This window comes from uncultured Acidaminococcus sp. (assembly GCA_900538365.1).
Lineage (GTDB): Bacteria > Bacillota > Negativicutes > Acidaminococcales > Acidaminococcaceae > Acidaminococcus.
On sequence record UPXT01000049.1, the window covers coordinates 1 to 16,858 of the forward strand.

Sequence of the window (16,858 nt, forward strand, 5' to 3'; positions counted from 1 at the left end):
CGGTCCATCCTACGATAGGCCATGAGGTCATTGTTTCCTCAAAATCTTTTTCAAGCAATGACCTCACGTCCTTCATCAAATCAGCCCGATTTTTGGGCTGACTCAAAAGGGAATCACCTTCTATATCAAACCCGACTTAATCTCTTCTGCTTCCCCATCTCCCTCACAAACAGTGCCCCAATCAGCACATCGGCAGCAAACCAGCTCAAAGGATAGCACCACATGATATTCTGAAAAGTCGGATCCGCCTCATAAACCGTTGCAAGCCACAGCATCCGGGTGCCGACGATGCTGACCAGCATACCAAGAGCCGGTGCAAGGGAGTTTCCGAAGCCCCGCATGGACGCGGCAAGGCTTTCATAGATAGACGAGAGAAAATAAAAACCGATGATGATATGGACACGCATCATGCCAAGTTCCATGGCATCAGGTTTTAGGCCAAAGACCTCCAAAAAGGGCCGCGCAGCCAAAAAGACAAGCACCGTCAAAAAGCAGGTAAAGCCAAAGTTCAGCGTCAGGCCTTTTTTCACTACATTCAAACACCGCTTGATATTGCCCGCCCCAAAGTTCTGACTGGTAAAAGTCGTCACAGCCTGCCCAAAAGCATTGATAAAAGGATAGGTATTGATTTCAAGGACATAGGCCGCCGCCGAAGCAGCCATGGCAAGAGGCCCTTCGCTGTTGATTGCCGACTGGATAACAAGGTTCGAGAAATTAAAGACCATCCCCTGGATCCCAGCCGGCACACCAATGCGGAGGATTTCCTTGATATCCTCCATGCGGACGCGGATGGCACCGGGATAAAAATGGAGCACCCCATGTTCATAGCGCAAAAGACGCAGGAGCAGACCCGAACTGATATAGTTTGCGATGGCGGTCACGGTTACAACGCCGGCAAGGCCAAACCCCAAAAAGACAGCCAGCAAATTGCCGGCAATATTGACGAGACTTGCCGTTACAAGGGAAAGGAGCGGTGTCCTAACATTGCCATGACTGCGGTAAATAGCCGATAAAAAGTCATAGAGCGTCATCCCTGGCATTCCCAATAGATAGACGCGCAAATATAATTCCGAAGCCTCCCGCACCTCAAGAGGCACCCCCATCCATCCCATGAGGGGTCCCGCAAAGATTTCGCCCACAACAAGGATAAAAAGCCCGGTGAGGCCGGCCATAAGGACCGTTGTATGGACGGCTTCAGAAGCTTCCTTCAGCCGTCCCCCGCCAAGTTTTCGCGCAATCAGCACATTGGCGCCTAGGGAAATTCCCAGGAAAAGATTGACGAGGACCCCAATGACAGGCGCATTGTTGCCCACTGCGGCAAGGGCCTCCGTCCCAACAAAACGGCCCAAGACCATAATATCTGCTGTATTGAACATCTGCTGCAGGATGCCAATCATTGCGACAGGGATTGCGAATTGAAAAATAGGCCCCACAAGCGTCCCTTCCAGCATATTGATTTGCGATCGGCTCATCTAAACCACCCACATTCTCAAAAATTCCTAGTGTGCCTATCTATTATATACCTAAGGGAAATCGGTGCAACTACGATTTTATGGATAACTGACATAAAAAAAGAACGAACAACCGCCCTCCCCCAACTGGAGAGGACGGTTGTTCTTATTCAGTCATCGATGACAGCAACACATTCCACTTCAACGAGACCACCCAGCGGAAGCTTCCCGATTTCCACGCAGGAGCGGGCCGGGAATCCATCCGTAAAGTAGGATTTATAGATTTCATTGACCTTCCCAAAATCATTCATATCCTGAAGGAAAATCGTCGTTTTCACAATATTCCCGTAGGAAGCACCCGCTTCCTTTAGGATTGCACCAAGATTCTTCATGGACGCATGGGCCTGGGCTTCCAGCGTATCTGGCAGTTTCCCAAGCGCTACATCAATACCAAGCTGGCCCGATACATAAACCGTATTGCCGGCCTTGATGCCTTGGACGTAAGGCCCTACAGCAGAAGGGGCATTTTTCGTAGAGATAATTTGCTTTTTCATTATTTTACAACCTCTTTTCCCTTTTTTCTGAGAACGGTACCATTTCTCCTACCTGTATATTTTCCACCAGCAACTTCAAATACACCATTTACCATGACGTATTCAATTCCCTCCGGGTATTGAGTCGGGTCTGTAAATGTACCCTTATCAATGACCGTATCAGGGTTGAAGACAGTAATATCGGCATAGGCTCCTTCCTTAATTTGGCCACGATCTTTGATATTGAAGGTAGCTGCTGGTTTACCTGTCATCTTATACACAGCTTGTTCAAGGGTCAGAGCCTTATCTTCACGAACATATTTACCAAGAACTCTCGGGAAAGCACCATAAACACGAGGATGCGGTTTTCCGCCCAAAAGTCCATCCGTGCAGACGTTCATTTCCGGCCGTTTCATGAAGAGTTTCACATGATCTTCAGTACCATAAAAGTCAACCATACCAACAGCATTTTCTTCATCACGGAGAAGATCAAAAGTTGCATCATAGGGATCTTTCCCTCTTAGCTTACCTAATTCAGTCAGTGACAAACCAACAGCATCCTTATTCTTATCCGTCTTGACACTTGTTACATAGATCTGATCGAGGCCAGCAAAATCAACAAAGTTATCCCACCCAGGAATACCGTGTTCGATATCATAAACCATTTTTTTGCGAAGTTCCGGATCGTTGAGGCGTTCAATGACCTTATTGGTCCCGCCATCATGAACCCAAGGCGGCAAGATAACACCAAGCATCGTACTGCCTGCTACATACGGATATTGGTCAAAGGAGACGTCGATGCCTTCTTTTTCAGCTTCCTCAAGAAGCTGAATCATCCCATCAATTTTATCCCAATTCTTACGGCCGCAGACTTTAAAGTGTGAATAATGGATCTTGACGCCAGACTCTTTACCAATTTGGATAACCTCTTTCATCGAATCAAGAATAGTGTCTGCTTCGCTGCGCTGATGAATGACAAAGCGGCCATCATATTCAGCAACAACCTTGCACATTTCAACAACTTCCTTGGTTTGACCATAAGCACAGGGCATATAGATAAGTCCTGTGGAAAGACCGATAGCACCATTTTCCATTTCTCGACGGACGATGTCCTTCATCTTCTGCAGTTCCTCATCCGTAGGTTGGCGGTTATCAAGGCCCATGGCTTCCATACGGACATTGCCATGAGGAACGAGGTAGCATTCGTTAGGCCCCGGTTTTACATCATCGATCATCTTGAGATACCCTGCCGTATCACGATAATGATAATTTACCTGATCGGAGTCACCATCAAGGCCAGCCAGGTTCTTTCTCCAAGGGCTAATATATTCTTCCGGCAGTGGAGCCATGGAGATCCCATCCTGCCCCAAGATTTCCGTCGTGATTCCCTGCATGACCTTAGGACGAACTTCAGGATCAACAAGAATCTGGAGATCGCTGTGGCTGTGTGTATCAATGAATCCAGGGGCAACAACAAGGCCAGTTACGTCAATGACTTCAGCGCCGTCTGCCGCATCAATCTTACCGATTTTAACAATTTTATCGCCATCAATCAGGACATCCGCTTGATAACGGTTGGAACCCGAGCCATCGACAACGACACCATTTTTCAACAAAGTCTTCATTTTATTTCCTCCTTCTATTCTAATTAGGTTATTCTTTATCCAGTTCGATTGGAGCCGCTGCTTCTACACCACGGCTAATTTGATACTTAGAAACAATGAAGAGCACTGCAAATGCCACAATGCCGCCAGGAACCATAGCACTAAGTCCAAAGGGAGATTTAAGAGCATAGGTCCAATAAGCAGCAACAGCCGTACCGCTTAAGATAGACAGGAAACCGGCATCTTTCGTTACATTCTTGCAGAATAATCCCCCAATAAAGGCTGCAAACGGACCCGCACTTCTCAGGGCAAAGGCACTCATCATAACAGAGATGATGTTCGAGGCAGTAAGAGCTACACCAAGGCCAACAAGCCCAACAATGGTCATAACAATGCGGGAAACCATGATTTCCTTCTCATCATCATGAACACCGCCACGGATATAAGGACGATATACGTCATTTGTGAACATTGTTGCCGTACCAATCATGTTACCGGAAGCAGAGCTCATTGTAGCTGCGACAACAGCAGCGAGGATAATGCCAGCAATGATAGACGGTGCAAACTGCATCGTTGCATCAGCCAATGCATTTTTCTGTTGACTTACAGCATATCCATCAATACAAGTGTAGGCCATAAGACCAATCATGGCGGGAACGATTGCATAAATTGCGGAAAGAATGCCGGTAAGAACAGAACCAATCTTTGCGGATTTGCCATCTTTAGCAGAGCAGAATGTCTGGACAATTTCTTGCCCCGTAGGGAAAGTCATGCAATACATAACAATGTAGCCAATAACCGTTGGAACACCAATTTTCGTCATGCTGAGCATATTCATGTCAGCACCTGTTGACGTCTTCATAGCTGCAGCTTTAGCGAACAGTGCCGAGAAACCGCCTACAGCAGGATTTTCTGCCATAATAAACATGGCGACCGCCATACCAATAGTAATGAATAGAACATGCATCATATTTGCCGCAGCAACAGAGGCAAAACCGCCAACCATGGTATAAAGGATAACAACAGCGGTTGTAATGACAGCGGCTGTTTGGAAACTGATTCCCGTTACGACATTAATAATAGATGCTGTTGCAATGATCTGAGCCCCAGTTGCCATGAAAAGTGCTGCAATCGATGTAAATGCCGTTACCATATGAGACGGTTTTCCGTAACGTTTCCCAATGATTTGAGGAACGGTGGAAGCGGCCGCCCGTCTAAAATAAGGAGCAATAAAAGATACTAGGATGAAACCGATACCTCCAGCAATAACATACCAGCTTGCAGAAAGACCGTATTGGAAAACGTTAGTTGCGATACCTGTGGTACTGGCCCCGCCTGTATTGGCAGCAAAAAGCGTACCTGCCAAAGTTAATGGACCAAGAGATTTTCCGGCCATCAAAAAATCTTCATTGCTCTGAGAAGCTTTTTTCTTAGCTTTCATCTTGGATACAATTAATCCAATTGCAATTGTAGCAATCATGTACAGAAAAATAATAATTAAAGCTGTAATTTGCTTTTGACTCATATTATTCATCTCCTCATCGCCACTTTTATACGATTATTCTCTTTTATCAGATTATTCATCGAATAAAAGAAGGGGATTTGCTGTCTAAGTCCAGTGGAAAACCTAGACAGCACCCGTTCTTTATTTTGCTTATTTCATCAAAGCCTTCAGAACGCCATAATAGCAATCCGTTACTTTGGCCAAGCTGTCCACTTCAACATATTCACTGACTGTATGGGCCAAATTTTCACGGGAAGGGCCAAGACCAAAGGTCTGAATGCCAGCTTCCCCAGCATAATGGCTGCCATTAGTGCAGAAATTGTATTGAGTGATTTCAGGATTATAACCGCGTTCATTCAGTTCTTTTTTGACTGCTTGAACAAATTCAGCATCCTTGTCAAAGAGCCAGCCAGGGAAGAAACGTTCACCTTCGATAGTTTCTCCGGTGTAGCATTTTTCCTTACCTACAGCATAGGAGACTTTCACCTTAAGTTCCGGATCTTCTGCCATCAGTTTATCCATAAGGGCAACAATCGGAGCCAATACACTTTCTTTGGTTTCGCCGACAAGCAAACGACGGTCATAGGTTGCGCGGCAATATTCAGGAACAACAGAGGCGCCAGGATAAGGAGCCGATTTTACGTCAACCAATTCCAAGATGCCCTTCCCAAGAATAGGATGTTCTGGTGGAACGATTGTGCGAATGGCTTCAATAACACGAGCCATTTTATATACAGCATTGATTCCTTTTTCAGGATTGGCACTGTGGCAGGGTTTGCCGAATGTTTCCACAACGATTTCGGCACGTCCCCGCTGACCTACTTTCAGGTTGCACTGAGAAGCTTCACCGATAACAACAATATCAGGTTTTACATAAGCGCTGATAGAGCGGGAACCAACGCCTTCAAAACATTCTTCATGAACAACACCATCAACATAGATTTCGCCAGCAAAGTCTTTATTCGTATCTTTTGCAAAAGCAATAGCTGCCGTCGTGTAAGCTGCAATGGCACCTTTCATGTCTGTCGTACCACGACCATAAATCTTGCCATCATGAATTTCAGCCGCAAAAGGAGGATAGATCCATTCCTTTTCATTCGTTACAGGAACCGTATCCATATGTCCATCAAAAAGGATTTTCTTACCTGGACGTTTTCCTTTGATGCATCCAATAATGTTGCCGAACTTGTCGATGTGAACAGAATCGAACCCATTGGCCTTATACGTTTCTTCGAGTACTTTGGCAACGCCATCTTCATGACCGGAATAGCTCTGCTGTTGAACAAGTTTTTGACACAATGCAATAGCTTGATCTTTGACTTCTTGGTTAATCATTTGAATTTGCCTCCTCATTTTTACCTGTTTAGTTGATTTTTATTTTGCGTACAGCCCATCCCAAACGATGCGGCGATAATTTTCTTTATCCGTATCCCCTTCCGTACTGAAGAAGAGGATTTTAGAGTTTTCGTCAAGTTTCAGTGCTTCCTTCAGCCCCTTAAGCTCAGGATTGCGCAGGATTTCGCTGACGGCCCCAAAGGCAGCAGCACCGCTCTCTCCAGAAACAATCTTCTGATCCTTTCCCATTGGATTCCCTAAGATTCGCATGCCTTGTGCAGCTGCGTAATCCGGACAGGAAATGAAGAAGTCTGCATAATCCGACAGGACCTGCCAGCCAATGCTGCAGGGTTCACCGCAGGCAAGACCAGCCATGATGGTCCGCATATGACCTGTTACAGGGTGAAGTTTGCCGTCGTCGGCTTTTGCCGTTCGGAAAAGGCAGTCGGCCTGATCCGGTTCCACAATGCCGATGATGGGCTTTTCATCTCCATATAGGGAGGAGAATAGCCCCGTAATCGCACCCGCAAGGGACCCGACCCCAGCCTGCAGGAAGATATGAGTGGGCTTTTCCGGCAGCTGTTCATAGGCCTCAAGACCCATGGTACCGTATCCCTGCATGATCCAACGAGGAATATCCTCATAGCCTTCCCATGCCGTATCCTGGACCATGACCCAACCATTTTCCTCGGCATTGCGATTAGCAAGACGAACAGCATCATCATAGTTAAGATCCGTAATGGATGCCTCAGCTCCTTCAGCACGAATATTCATAAGTCGTTCTTCAGCTGAACCTTCCGGCATGTAGACCACGGAATGCTGACGCAGCTGGTTTGCCGTCCAAGCAACGCCGCGGCCATGATTGCCATCGGTTGCCGTGACAAAGGTAATATCTCCGAGAGCCTTGCGCGTTTCTTCGTTTGTCAGTTTCTCATAGGTAGCCTCCTTCATATCGATGCCTAGCTTATCGGCAAGATAGTGCCCCATAGCATAGCTCCCACCCAGGACCTTGAAGGCATTGAGGCCGAAACGATAGGACTCGTCTTTTACATAGATAGAAGAAACACCAAGGGCCTTTGCCGTTTCATTGAGACAGGCGAGGGGTGTCTCCTTGTAGACAGGGAAACTGCGATGATAGGCACGCACCTTTTCCTCAACAGAACGGCTTAAAAAGTCCAGACTGCACTTCTTGTCTGCGTGAGTCTTATGAACCATTTGAAAGTCTTTTGTCATGACGCTAACTCCTCTCAAAAATTCTTTTCACTTTATATATAGCAACTATCGTGCCAAAAATAAAAAATTGAAATAAAAGAGCCCAAAACCGCATGAAAGCATGCGGTCTGGATTATTGGCAAAATAGGAAGACCGGGGAACGAAAACAAAAATCTCAAAATGAGAATATACGGCTTCTCATTTTGAGATTTTTCTCATTTTGAGATTGTAAAAAGAAGGATGAAACCATGAGGCAAGGCGCCAAACTCCCCTACGGAAGGACACTGAATTGATTTTTCAATAATACAGTCCAGCGACCGAATCGCTTCGGCGGTGTCTTGCGATTAGCGGTCTTGAACCATCGAAAAATGCGCCTCGCTAGCCGTTCGTGTGGAGACGTCAGGCATATATGATTAATCGGAGCAAACATCGCTCCGCTTCTCCACAAGGAGCTTGCCTCCATTGCTTACTTCTTGATCTTAAAGAGGCAATGGAGACATGCCAATCCGTACCATCTTTCGTTCCTGATTGGGGGATGGCTTACGCCTGGGCGCTTCTCCCCTTTCCTAACCATGTGTCGTCACTTCCAGCGCCCAGCTTATCAAAGCGGAGCGATTTTTGCTCCGACTAAAAAATTTCATATTCTTTGATCTTCCGATACAAAGTCGCCTTACTCAGTCCCAAAGCTTGGGCAGCCTTGAGCTTTCCTTCCCCGCTGCGTCCATAATGGAGCAAGGCCCTGCGGATGGCCTCCTTCTCAAGCTTCACAAGGGGCACGATGGGCGCTTCTATTCCCATCTCAGATGGCACCAAGTAAGCGTCCTGATTGGGTGTCTTCCGCATTTCCTTAGGCAACAGATCTACATCAAGATCGCCTCCCGGAACTGCTAAGTTTACCATATATTCCATGACGTTTTCGAGTTCCCGCACATTACCTGGCCAAGGATATTGCTTAAAAGTCTCCATCAAATCCTCTGTAATCCGCGGTTCTGATTTGCCGAGCAGCGACGAGAACCTTCTAATATAATGGACGGATAGTTCTTCAATATCTTCCTTGCGATTGCGCAGCGGCTCGATATAGATGGGAATGACATTGAGCCGATAGTAGAGATCTTCACGGAACTGTTTTTCTTCGACCATCTTCTTTAGATCCTTATTGGTCGCAGCAATGACCCTTACATCAATATCGACAAGCTGGTTTGACCCGATGCGCACAATCTGCCGTTCCTGCAGGACGCGAAGTAGTTTAGACTGCAGATATAAAGGCATGTCACCAATTTCATCAAGGAAAATGACACCACCATTTGCAAGTTCAAATTTCCCCATACGCCCATTCGGATCCGCTCCCGTAAAGGCTCCTTTGACATAGCCAAAAAGCTCGGATTCCATAAGATTTTCGGGAATGGCGGCGCAGTTCAAAGCAATGAAGCGGCCTTCTTTCCGGCTGCCTTCCCGCCAAATGGAGGTTGCTACCATCTCCTTTCCAGTTCCACTTTCGCCCGTAATGAGGACCGTCGAAGATGAAGGGGCAACTCGTTCGATTTCTTCTTTGAGGTGCAGCGTCGCAGGACTTGACCCTAAGATGCTGTCCTTATCACCGTGCGGTACAAAAGCCGTCTCAAAATATTGATTCTTGATTTCCCTGCTCCGATAAAAAATGAGGACGCCTTCATAATCGCGGATCTTTTGGGGAATCTTCATATAGGATCCCATGAGATGGTACGCCCGTTCCCCTATGGTCACGCGGTATTCAGCATAGCGATTCAGCGTATCCCCTGTCGCCTCAATAAGGACCTCTTTTCCCACAAGGTCATCATCTTCGAGCTGCTCCTGAGCCGAGCGATTGGTCATGGTGATGCGATGGTCTGTTCCAATGACAAGCGTGCCCTGCTGAATATTTTCAAGTGTCGTATGGAGCGTTCCCAAAAGCGCTTCCCGGCGTGCATTTTCTTTTCTTTCCTGACTCTTTACAGAGATAAAATCAGCAATCTGCTCTACAAAGGCAAGGAAGGAGGCCTCCTTCGAAAGGATGGTCATCTTTTGTTCCCGAGAGCTTCCCACAAGACCAATGACTCCAATGGCCCGCCTCGGCTCCCGGCCAAAAATCGGCATAGCAATTTCGATTTCTTCCTTGCAGTTCATAAAATGAGGACAATCTCGGCAAATGATTTCTTCTCCCGGTTGGTAAATAACCGACCGTTCTCCCGTCGTAAGGACCTTTCGATAGACATAGCCCTCACGGGACATGTCTTGATTGACTCCACCTGCAAAAAGCCCAGTCCCGGCAATTCTAACCAAATGCTGGTCCACGACCTCCACATCGACATCGGCAATGATGGAAATAATATCCGTATAACGCTGTACCACGTCCTGGATTTCATAAAGATCTGTCATTGGCTGTGTCTTAGTTTCCATAAAGACCTCTCCTTGCCACATTCTTTTCCACCATGCTATCTCATTTTGAGAAAAAAAGAAAGAGGAACCAAACGAAAGCTTGGTTCCTCAAGATGGGTATTCTACTATAGGATAAGACTTGCAATATAGGTCGCAAAAAGTCCTCCGAGAGCCATCGCGACATTGCTGATGGACAACGTGCGAAGCCCCGTTTTCATATCAAAGCCCATGCAGTTCGTGTAAACCCAGAAGAAACTGTCATTGACATGACAACAACTGCGGGCTCCTGCACCGGAAGCAAGGAAAATCAGAATAGGATTAAGCCCCAGTTTGGAAGCGATTGGTGCACACAATGTAGCCGCCGTAACAACAGCGACCGTCCCAGAACCTTGAACGATTTTCAGAAGGCCAGAAATAACGAAGGGAATCAAAATAAATGGAAGCCCCGTATTAATGACAAGGGTTGCAAGACTTGCCCCTGCATGAGACTGTTTCAAAACCGCACCCAAAGCACCGCCAGCTGCCGTAATAAATACAATGGACCCAGCATCACTGAGGCTCTTATCCATGATCTTAAGAACCTTTTCCTTCCCCAGGCGACCACCAAGGGTCATGATAGCGGCAATGGAACCAATAGCGAGGGCAATATTGGAATCACCAATAAAGGATGTGATATTACGGATATAATGCCCTTTGGGAAGCAGCATACTGCAGCTTGTATTAAGGAGAATGAGAACAATGGGTAACAAGAGCGGCAAGAGAGAGGCCCAAGTACCAGGAAGATCAGAATTTTCTTCAAGAGTCGGTTGAACCATTTCCTTTTCCTGTTCTTCATCAGAACGGAACGTATAGTAGCTTTCCGGCTTATTCCGGAAGTAAAGCTCTGCAAAAATCCAGCCAAAAAGAGTCATGAAAACAGCTGCAAAAGCCCCCCACATAATAGCCTGACCGAGATCGATTCCCAAAAGACCCGCAGCCGCTAAAGGGCCTGGAGTAGGCGGCACGTAAACGTGTGTGGCCAGAAGACCTGCGGAAAGGCTAACTGCAAGGATAGCCAAGGGAATTCCCGATTTCTTATGAAGTGCTTTCAAGAGCGGAGAAAGAATAACAAACGCGGCATCGGAGAAAACAGGAATAGATACAATATAGCCCGTGATAGCCATGGCAAGGGATGCATGTTTCTGCCCCACCATACGAATTGTGTCGAGGGCCATCCGGTTGGTTCCTTTTGCAGCATCGAGGAAATTCCCCACCATGATGCCAAAAATGATTACGATACCAATGCTCTTGACGGTCCCCGAAAAACCGCCTGTAATAGCTTTGATCGTAGCAGGACCGCTCATTCCAGAAAGAAGGCCCATAACAAGAGCCGTTGCAAGAAGGCTGATGAAAGCATTTGCCTTGACTTTAAGTGCTAAAGTAAAAAGAACAACCATCCCAATGACAAAAACAAGTTCAATTGGCATATTGTATTCCTCCTTTTATTCTTTTCCCATCAACGATTTGCGGATCATATTCTTGATACCGCCGTTTTCCAGAATATTTAGCACATAAGGGCTAAAGGGCGTTGTTTTTAGAACCTTACCCTGGGTTATGTCCGTCACCTCGCCTGTTTCAATATCGATTCTGATTACATCACCTTTTTGAGCGCATTTACTGATACCAGGACACACAATGACTGGAAGCCCCAGATTGATTGCATTTCGAAAAAAAATTCTGCCAAAGGATTCTGCAAGAACGGCACCCACTCCGGCCCCCTTCAGCGCCATTGCCGCATGTTCACGGGAAGACCCACAGCCAAAATTTATGCCGGCAACAACAATGTCTCCCGGCTGGACCTCATCAGCAAACTTCGGTTCTGCGCTACCGCTCAGTGCGTGCTTCTTAATGTCTTCCATTTCCGTTAGTTCCACAAATATGCCAGGATAAATTTGGTCCGTATCTATGTTATTACCAAATTTCCACGCCTTGCCTTTCATAACCTTTTCCATAAAATCATTCTCCCTTCAGATACGGCGTCGGATCTGTAATTTTTCCCTGAAGTGCCGAAGCAGCAACTGTTGCAGGCGATCCCAAGTAAACTCGGCCCTTGACACTGCCCATGCGCCCTGGGAAATTGCGGTTTGTTGAAGAAATGCAGGTTTCTCCTTCAGCAAGAAGTCCTTGATGAATGCCAAGGCAAGCCGCACAGCCAGGTGCTGTAAGCGTTGCCCCAGCTTCAAGAAGTACCTTGATATAGCCCTTTTCCATGCACTCTTCAAGGACTTTCTTAGAGGCAGGGACAAGAATCATGCGGGTACCCTCCGCAATATGCTTCCCTTTGAGAATCTTCGCCGCAACAGCAAAATCTGGTGTCCGACCACCTGTGCAGGAACCAAGATAGGCCTGGTTCACAGGTATTCCTTCTTCATTGACAATAGGGAACACATTATCAACACTAAAAGGAACGGAGACCTGAGGCGTCAGCTGATCCACATCATAGGTAAGGTCTGCATCGTAAATATAATCAGGATCTGTCTCATAAATTGTGTAATCCGTTATGCCATGTTCCTTAAGATAAGCAAACGTGACTTCGTCAGGCTGGATATAGGCAGCCTTACATCCCATTTCCGTGCTCATGTTGCAAAGCGCCATCCGTTCTGAAATGCTAAGTTCCTTTACGACAGGCCCCGTAAATTCAACGGCTTTATAAACACCAAAATCTGCTTTGACGCTTCCTATCACGTGCAGGATGACATCCTTAGCATAGACACCAACAGGCAGTTTACCTGTTAGATTGATACGTATAACCTTGGGAACCATAAACCAAAGTTTTCCTGTTGCCATAATGACAGCAAGATCCGTTGCGCCCACACCCGTTCCAAAAGCACCGAAGGCACCGTGGGTCGTTGTATGTGAGTCCGTGATTACAACAATTTCTCCCGGTTTGGAAAAACCATAATCAGCCATGAGCTGATGGCAAACCCCTTTGTCAATATCCATGACATGGGTAATGCCCTGCTCCTTTGCAAATGCTCGAAATCTCTTGTGATTGTCCGCCTGCTTTTCCGTTGCACAAGGAGCATAATGGTCAAAAAAAAGGATCACCCGTTCCGGATGGACAACCTGTTTTCCACCCATTTCATAAAAAGACTTTACGGTTTGATAGTAGAGATCATTGATTCCCACATAATCAATGTCACAATTGACGATTTCACCGGCATGAACTTCCTCGCGCTGGCTTTTCGCAGCCAAAAGTTTTTCAATCGCATGCATGAATATTTTCCCCCTTATTCTATATTTTCTGACTTTTTTCGTCTTGATTTTATCGAGTTTGTATTATAAAATCAAATTTATAATAAATATAATTATATAAGTTAAATTTATATTATTAGAAGGACCTCTTATGCAAACAGAGTACGAATATATTTTAGAAGTCTTTAAAACAGGGAGTTTTTCCAAAGCTGCGCAGAACCTTTTCATAACTCAGCCCGCCTTGAGCATTGCCATCAAAAAAGTAGAAAAAGATATTCATATGCCCTTGTTCGACCGGAGCCATAAGCCCCTTACTCTGACACCAGCGGGAAAAATCTTCATTACAAACATCTTGCAGATGAAGGAACTCGAAAACAATCTGACCCGTTCCATCCAAGACTTAGACAATTTAGAAAGCGGTGAGCTGCGCCTTGCTGGGACTCAGTATCTTAACTCCCATGTCATCCCTGCCGCCATCGACCAATACATTGCAGCCCACCCTAAGGTCTCACTATCCCTTCTCGAGGAAAATTCGGGAAAACTAAATAATCTTTTGAAGTATGGTCTTGTTGACATGGTTCTTCACTGCGGTGAATACGATTCTAGCAAGTATCGTGGAATTCCCTTTTTTAGAGATTATCTTTTCTTAGCAATTCCCAGAAAATATATTTTGGCTCCACCGCTTCTAGAAAAAAGCTATTGTGCAGAAGAACTTCTAAAAGATGATTTTCTAACAAATCCAAAGCCAAAAGTTCCTCTTGAATATTTTTCCAATGTTCCATTTCTGCTACTTACGAATACCAATAACTTAAGAGTTCGTGCTCTTGCAATTTGTCACGAAAATCAGTTTACGCCAAACATCCGGTTCCAAGCCGAGCAACTTGAAACAGCTTATTATCTTGCAGCTCATGGTCTTGGTGCGACCTTTATCAGTGATGTTATGATCAGGGAGCATCATTTCCCGAATCTAGTATTCTATCCGATAGACTCACCTGTGGCAGTTCGCATATATCACGCCGTCATCCATAAACAAGCCTATCTATCCCGCCACATGAAAACTTTTATCGACCTAGCTAGGGAAACATGGAACGGGAAAATCAACTATTGCATAGATAATTGAATCTATGACATACTGAAAAAGACGTGAGCCATTTGCTCACGTCCTTTTTGGTATGTCACAAGAAAGTACATACAAGAAAAGTACAGTTATAGTCCAGTCCACCCCACATACTGCAACACCATAGTTATTATAGCCGCAACAAAAACCTGTCCAACTATAATTTTTATAACCCACTTAAAGTATCTGGGAAACTCCACATGTGCCATTGCAAGTCCGCCCATTAATGTACCATTTAAGGGTGTAATCAAATTACTTAATCCATCACCAAACTGAAATGCTTGAACAGTAACCTGACGAGTTATACCAATAATATCAGCCATCGGTGTCATTAGCGGCATAACTACAGCTGCCTGACCGGAACCAGATGGAATTAAAATATTAATCAAAGCATTGACAACAACCATAAATCCGGCTCCCAGGACCGGTCCGAGTTGAGCCAGGGGAATGCTTACCCAATTAACCAATGTATCAAGTATTTTCCCATTGTTCAAGATGACAGAAACAGCACTTGCAATGCCAACTACAAATGAAGCCGTTACCATCGGTCCACATCCCTTTATGAACTTCTTAGCAATATCATTCATACTGAATCCTGACAAAATTCCCGCGACTACGCTCATACCGAGAAAATATGATCCAATTTTATTTGCTTTCCACCCAAACTTAATTGTCATACCAACACATATAATGACTCCTATTAAAAATGTGCCAACAACAATAGTCTGTCTCTGTGTAAGGGAGTTTTGCGTTATCTTGTCACTAGTTTTTCCTAAGGTATCATTTTCAGAAGATAAAAGCATCCCAGATCCATAATTAAGGCTTTTGGTTGAATCTTTTTTTATCTTTTTATAATAATTCCACGTTACTAAATACATAAAAATAATATTTAGTATACAGCAAACAGCACGGGGACCAGTTCCGGAAAAAACTGGAACTTCAGCTATCATCTGTGCAACACCGAGTACATTAGGATTAGCGAATCCTATTGAAAATCCAGATTGCATGCCAAAATAAATGATCATAAAGCCTAAAAAATCATCCCCGCCAATTGCCCGAGTTAAAAACATACCTATAGGAATAATTGCTAGGCCTATATTTCCAAAAACACCCGCTGAATTTCCTAAACCTAGTGAGAACATAACCAAAGCAATTGTAAGAGCTTCTTTTCCCTGCAGTTTTCTTGCCATGACTGTAAATGTTGTTGATAAACATTTACTTTCCTCAAGCATTTGTATTGCCGAACCAACAAAGAATATCATAAATATTGTTTGGCTCGACTTTATATACCCTTGAAATATAGCTTGAAGCATATCCCAAGGCGTTTGAGGATTGCCTTTGATATAATGAAAACTACCCGCAATAACACGGCTTATTTTCCCGCTAACAACGCGATTGAAAGCGCCTGCGGGAACAATCCAAGTTAACAGCATTGCTACTGTGCATAGAATAAATAATAAAGCATAAACATTTGGAAACTTTTTAGTTAAGGATTGCTGTTTGCTTTGATTTTGATTTTCCCGACCATTCATAGGAACCCTCCTTTCGGGCAATTGATACTACATTTCTTTGGAAATATTCATAGCCCACCATGATTGAAGTGCACACCCATACAAAATAGCTTCTTCGTTAAAAAGAACTTTAGAATTATGTTGCCCATATAAATATGGAGTACTCTTATCCGGCCCTGCCCCTATTGACATAGATGCAATTTGTTTTAAATCTTTAGCAATAAATGCAAAATCTTCTGAACCATACTTAACTGCTGGCTGAGAATCAATTTGATCCAATGGTATAATCTTTTTTGCCAAATCTAATAAATTGTCAACAAAATCAGGAGTAGCTACAAGAGATGGGACAAAACTATGTATTGTATACTCAATTTTTACATTAAATACTCTTTCCATCCCTTTTAATACTTCCCAAAATCGATTTTCTAAGTATTTCCGGCTCTCTTCATCATACGTACGTAGACTGCACTTCATAGTAACCGTTTCTGGGATAACATTGTATGCGTCTCCTGCGTTTATAGAAGTAACCGAAAAAATATTATGTTTAAATACATTTACCTCTCTAGCTACAATACTATTGAGAACATTATAGATTTGAACAGCTATATTAATGGGGTCTTTTCCTTCAAAAGGTCTTGCACCATGGGAGCCTTTTCCATGAATAGCCACATCAAAAGATGTATTCGATGCAAACATCTTTCCTTTTCCGTAGCCTAACTTACCTAGAGAAAGTTTAGCATTAACATGCATGGAAATTCCGGACACAATGTTAAATTTATTCAAAAAATCTGCATCCATAAGGCGTTTTGCGCCCTCTCCAATTTCTTCTGCAGCCTGAAAGAGTCCCACAACTGGACCTTTTATATTATGTTTTTTTAATAGGATCAGAGCCCCCAATAATATCGCAGGGTAAATTGCAAGTTGAATTTGAACAACTATAATCAAGAAACACACTCAATAGCA

General features: G+C 44.6%; 13 protein-coding genes. 1 reads left to right on the plus strand and 12 read right to left on the minus strand.

Annotation, left to right across the window (positions count from 1 at the left end):
- Nucleotides 1-125 precede the first annotated feature (125 nt).
- The 10 genes from QZQ08_RS08445 to QZQ08_RS08490 all read right to left on the minus strand — a co-directional run bounded on the left by QZQ08_RS08445 (nt 126) and on the right by QZQ08_RS08490 (nt 13,288).
- Complete coding sequence (locus QZQ08_RS08445) at nt 126-1,472, minus strand: MATE family efflux transporter (protein ID WP_296330779.1); 1,347 nt, start codon at nt 1,470-1,472, stop codon at nt 126-128.
- 149 nt (nt 1,473-1,621) lie between these two features.
- Nucleotides 1,622-2,005 carry a RidA family protein gene (locus QZQ08_RS08450; RefSeq protein WP_279108564.1) on the minus strand — a complete coding sequence of 128 codons (384 nt, stop codon included), beginning with the start codon at nt 2,003-2,005 and terminating at the stop codon, nt 1,622-1,624.
- Nucleotides 2,005-3,609, minus strand: coding sequence for an amidohydrolase family protein (locus tag QZQ08_RS08455; RefSeq protein WP_296330787.1), 1,605 nt, complete (start codon nt 3,607-3,609; stop codon nt 2,005-2,007). The genes QZQ08_RS08450 and QZQ08_RS08455 overlap by 1 nt, the downstream gene beginning before the upstream one ends.
- 28 nt (nt 3,610-3,637) lie before the next feature.
- Nucleotides 3,638-5,113 (minus strand): sodium:solute symporter family protein, encoded by a 1,476-nt coding sequence (locus QZQ08_RS08460; RefSeq protein ID WP_296330791.1) that lies wholly within the window; start codon nt 5,111-5,113, stop codon nt 3,638-3,640.
- 129 nt (nt 5,114-5,242) lie between these two features.
- The gene (locus QZQ08_RS08465) at nt 5,243-6,427 is read right to left on the minus strand and encodes a YgeY family selenium metabolism-linked hydrolase (protein ID WP_296330793.1); all 1,185 of its coding nucleotides are present in this window, start codon (nt 6,425-6,427) and stop codon (nt 5,243-5,245) included.
- Between the two features lie 39 nt (nt 6,428-6,466).
- A complete protein-coding gene (gene dpaL, locus QZQ08_RS08470) occupies nt 6,467-7,660 on the minus strand; it encodes a diaminopropionate ammonia-lyase (RefSeq protein WP_296330797.1) in 1,194 nt (397 codons plus the stop codon).
- Nucleotides 7,661-8,266: 606 nt separating this feature from the next.
- Nucleotides 8,267-10,054 carry a sigma-54-dependent Fis family transcriptional regulator gene (locus QZQ08_RS08475; protein WP_296330800.1) on the minus strand — a complete coding sequence of 596 codons (1,788 nt, stop codon included), beginning with the start codon at nt 10,052-10,054 and terminating at the stop codon, nt 8,267-8,269.
- Between the two features lie 104 nt (nt 10,055-10,158).
- Nucleotides 10,159-11,499 carry a GntP family permease gene (locus QZQ08_RS08480; protein ID WP_296330803.1) on the minus strand — a complete coding sequence of 447 codons (1,341 nt, stop codon included), beginning with the start codon at nt 11,497-11,499 and terminating at the stop codon, nt 10,159-10,161.
- A gap of 15 nt (nt 11,500-11,514) precedes the next feature.
- Nucleotides 11,515-12,024: a 3-isopropylmalate dehydratase small subunit gene (locus tag QZQ08_RS08485; RefSeq protein ID WP_296330806.1), complete on the minus strand. Its 510-nt coding sequence runs from the start codon at nt 12,022-12,024 to the stop codon at nt 11,515-11,517.
- Between the two features lie 4 nt (nt 12,025-12,028).
- Entirely contained in the window at nt 12,029-13,288 is a 1,260-nt protein-coding gene (locus tag QZQ08_RS08490) for a 3-isopropylmalate dehydratase large subunit (RefSeq protein WP_296330809.1), read from the minus strand.
- Between the two features lie 130 nt (nt 13,289-13,418).
- Between QZQ08_RS08490 and QZQ08_RS08495 the strand changes: the two genes are divergently transcribed.
- Nucleotides 13,419-14,387, plus strand: a complete 969-nt coding sequence (locus QZQ08_RS08495; protein WP_296330813.1) for a LysR family transcriptional regulator — start codon at nt 13,419-13,421, stop codon at nt 14,385-14,387.
- A gap of 86 nt (nt 14,388-14,473) precedes the next feature.
- On the opposite strand, the gene QZQ08_RS08500 is transcribed toward QZQ08_RS08495, so the two are convergent.
- Together QZQ08_RS08500 and QZQ08_RS08505 are read right to left on the minus strand one after the other, a co-directional pair.
- Entirely contained in the window at nt 14,474-15,916 is a 1,443-nt protein-coding gene (locus QZQ08_RS08500; RefSeq protein WP_296330816.1) for a YfcC family protein, read from the minus strand.
- Between the two features lie 27 nt (nt 15,917-15,943).
- Nucleotides 15,944-16,840 carry a M20 family metallopeptidase gene (locus tag QZQ08_RS08505; protein ID WP_296330819.1) on the minus strand — a complete coding sequence of 299 codons (897 nt, stop codon included), beginning with the start codon at nt 16,838-16,840 and terminating at the stop codon, nt 15,944-15,946.
- Between the last annotated feature and the right edge of the window lie 18 nt (nt 16,841-16,858).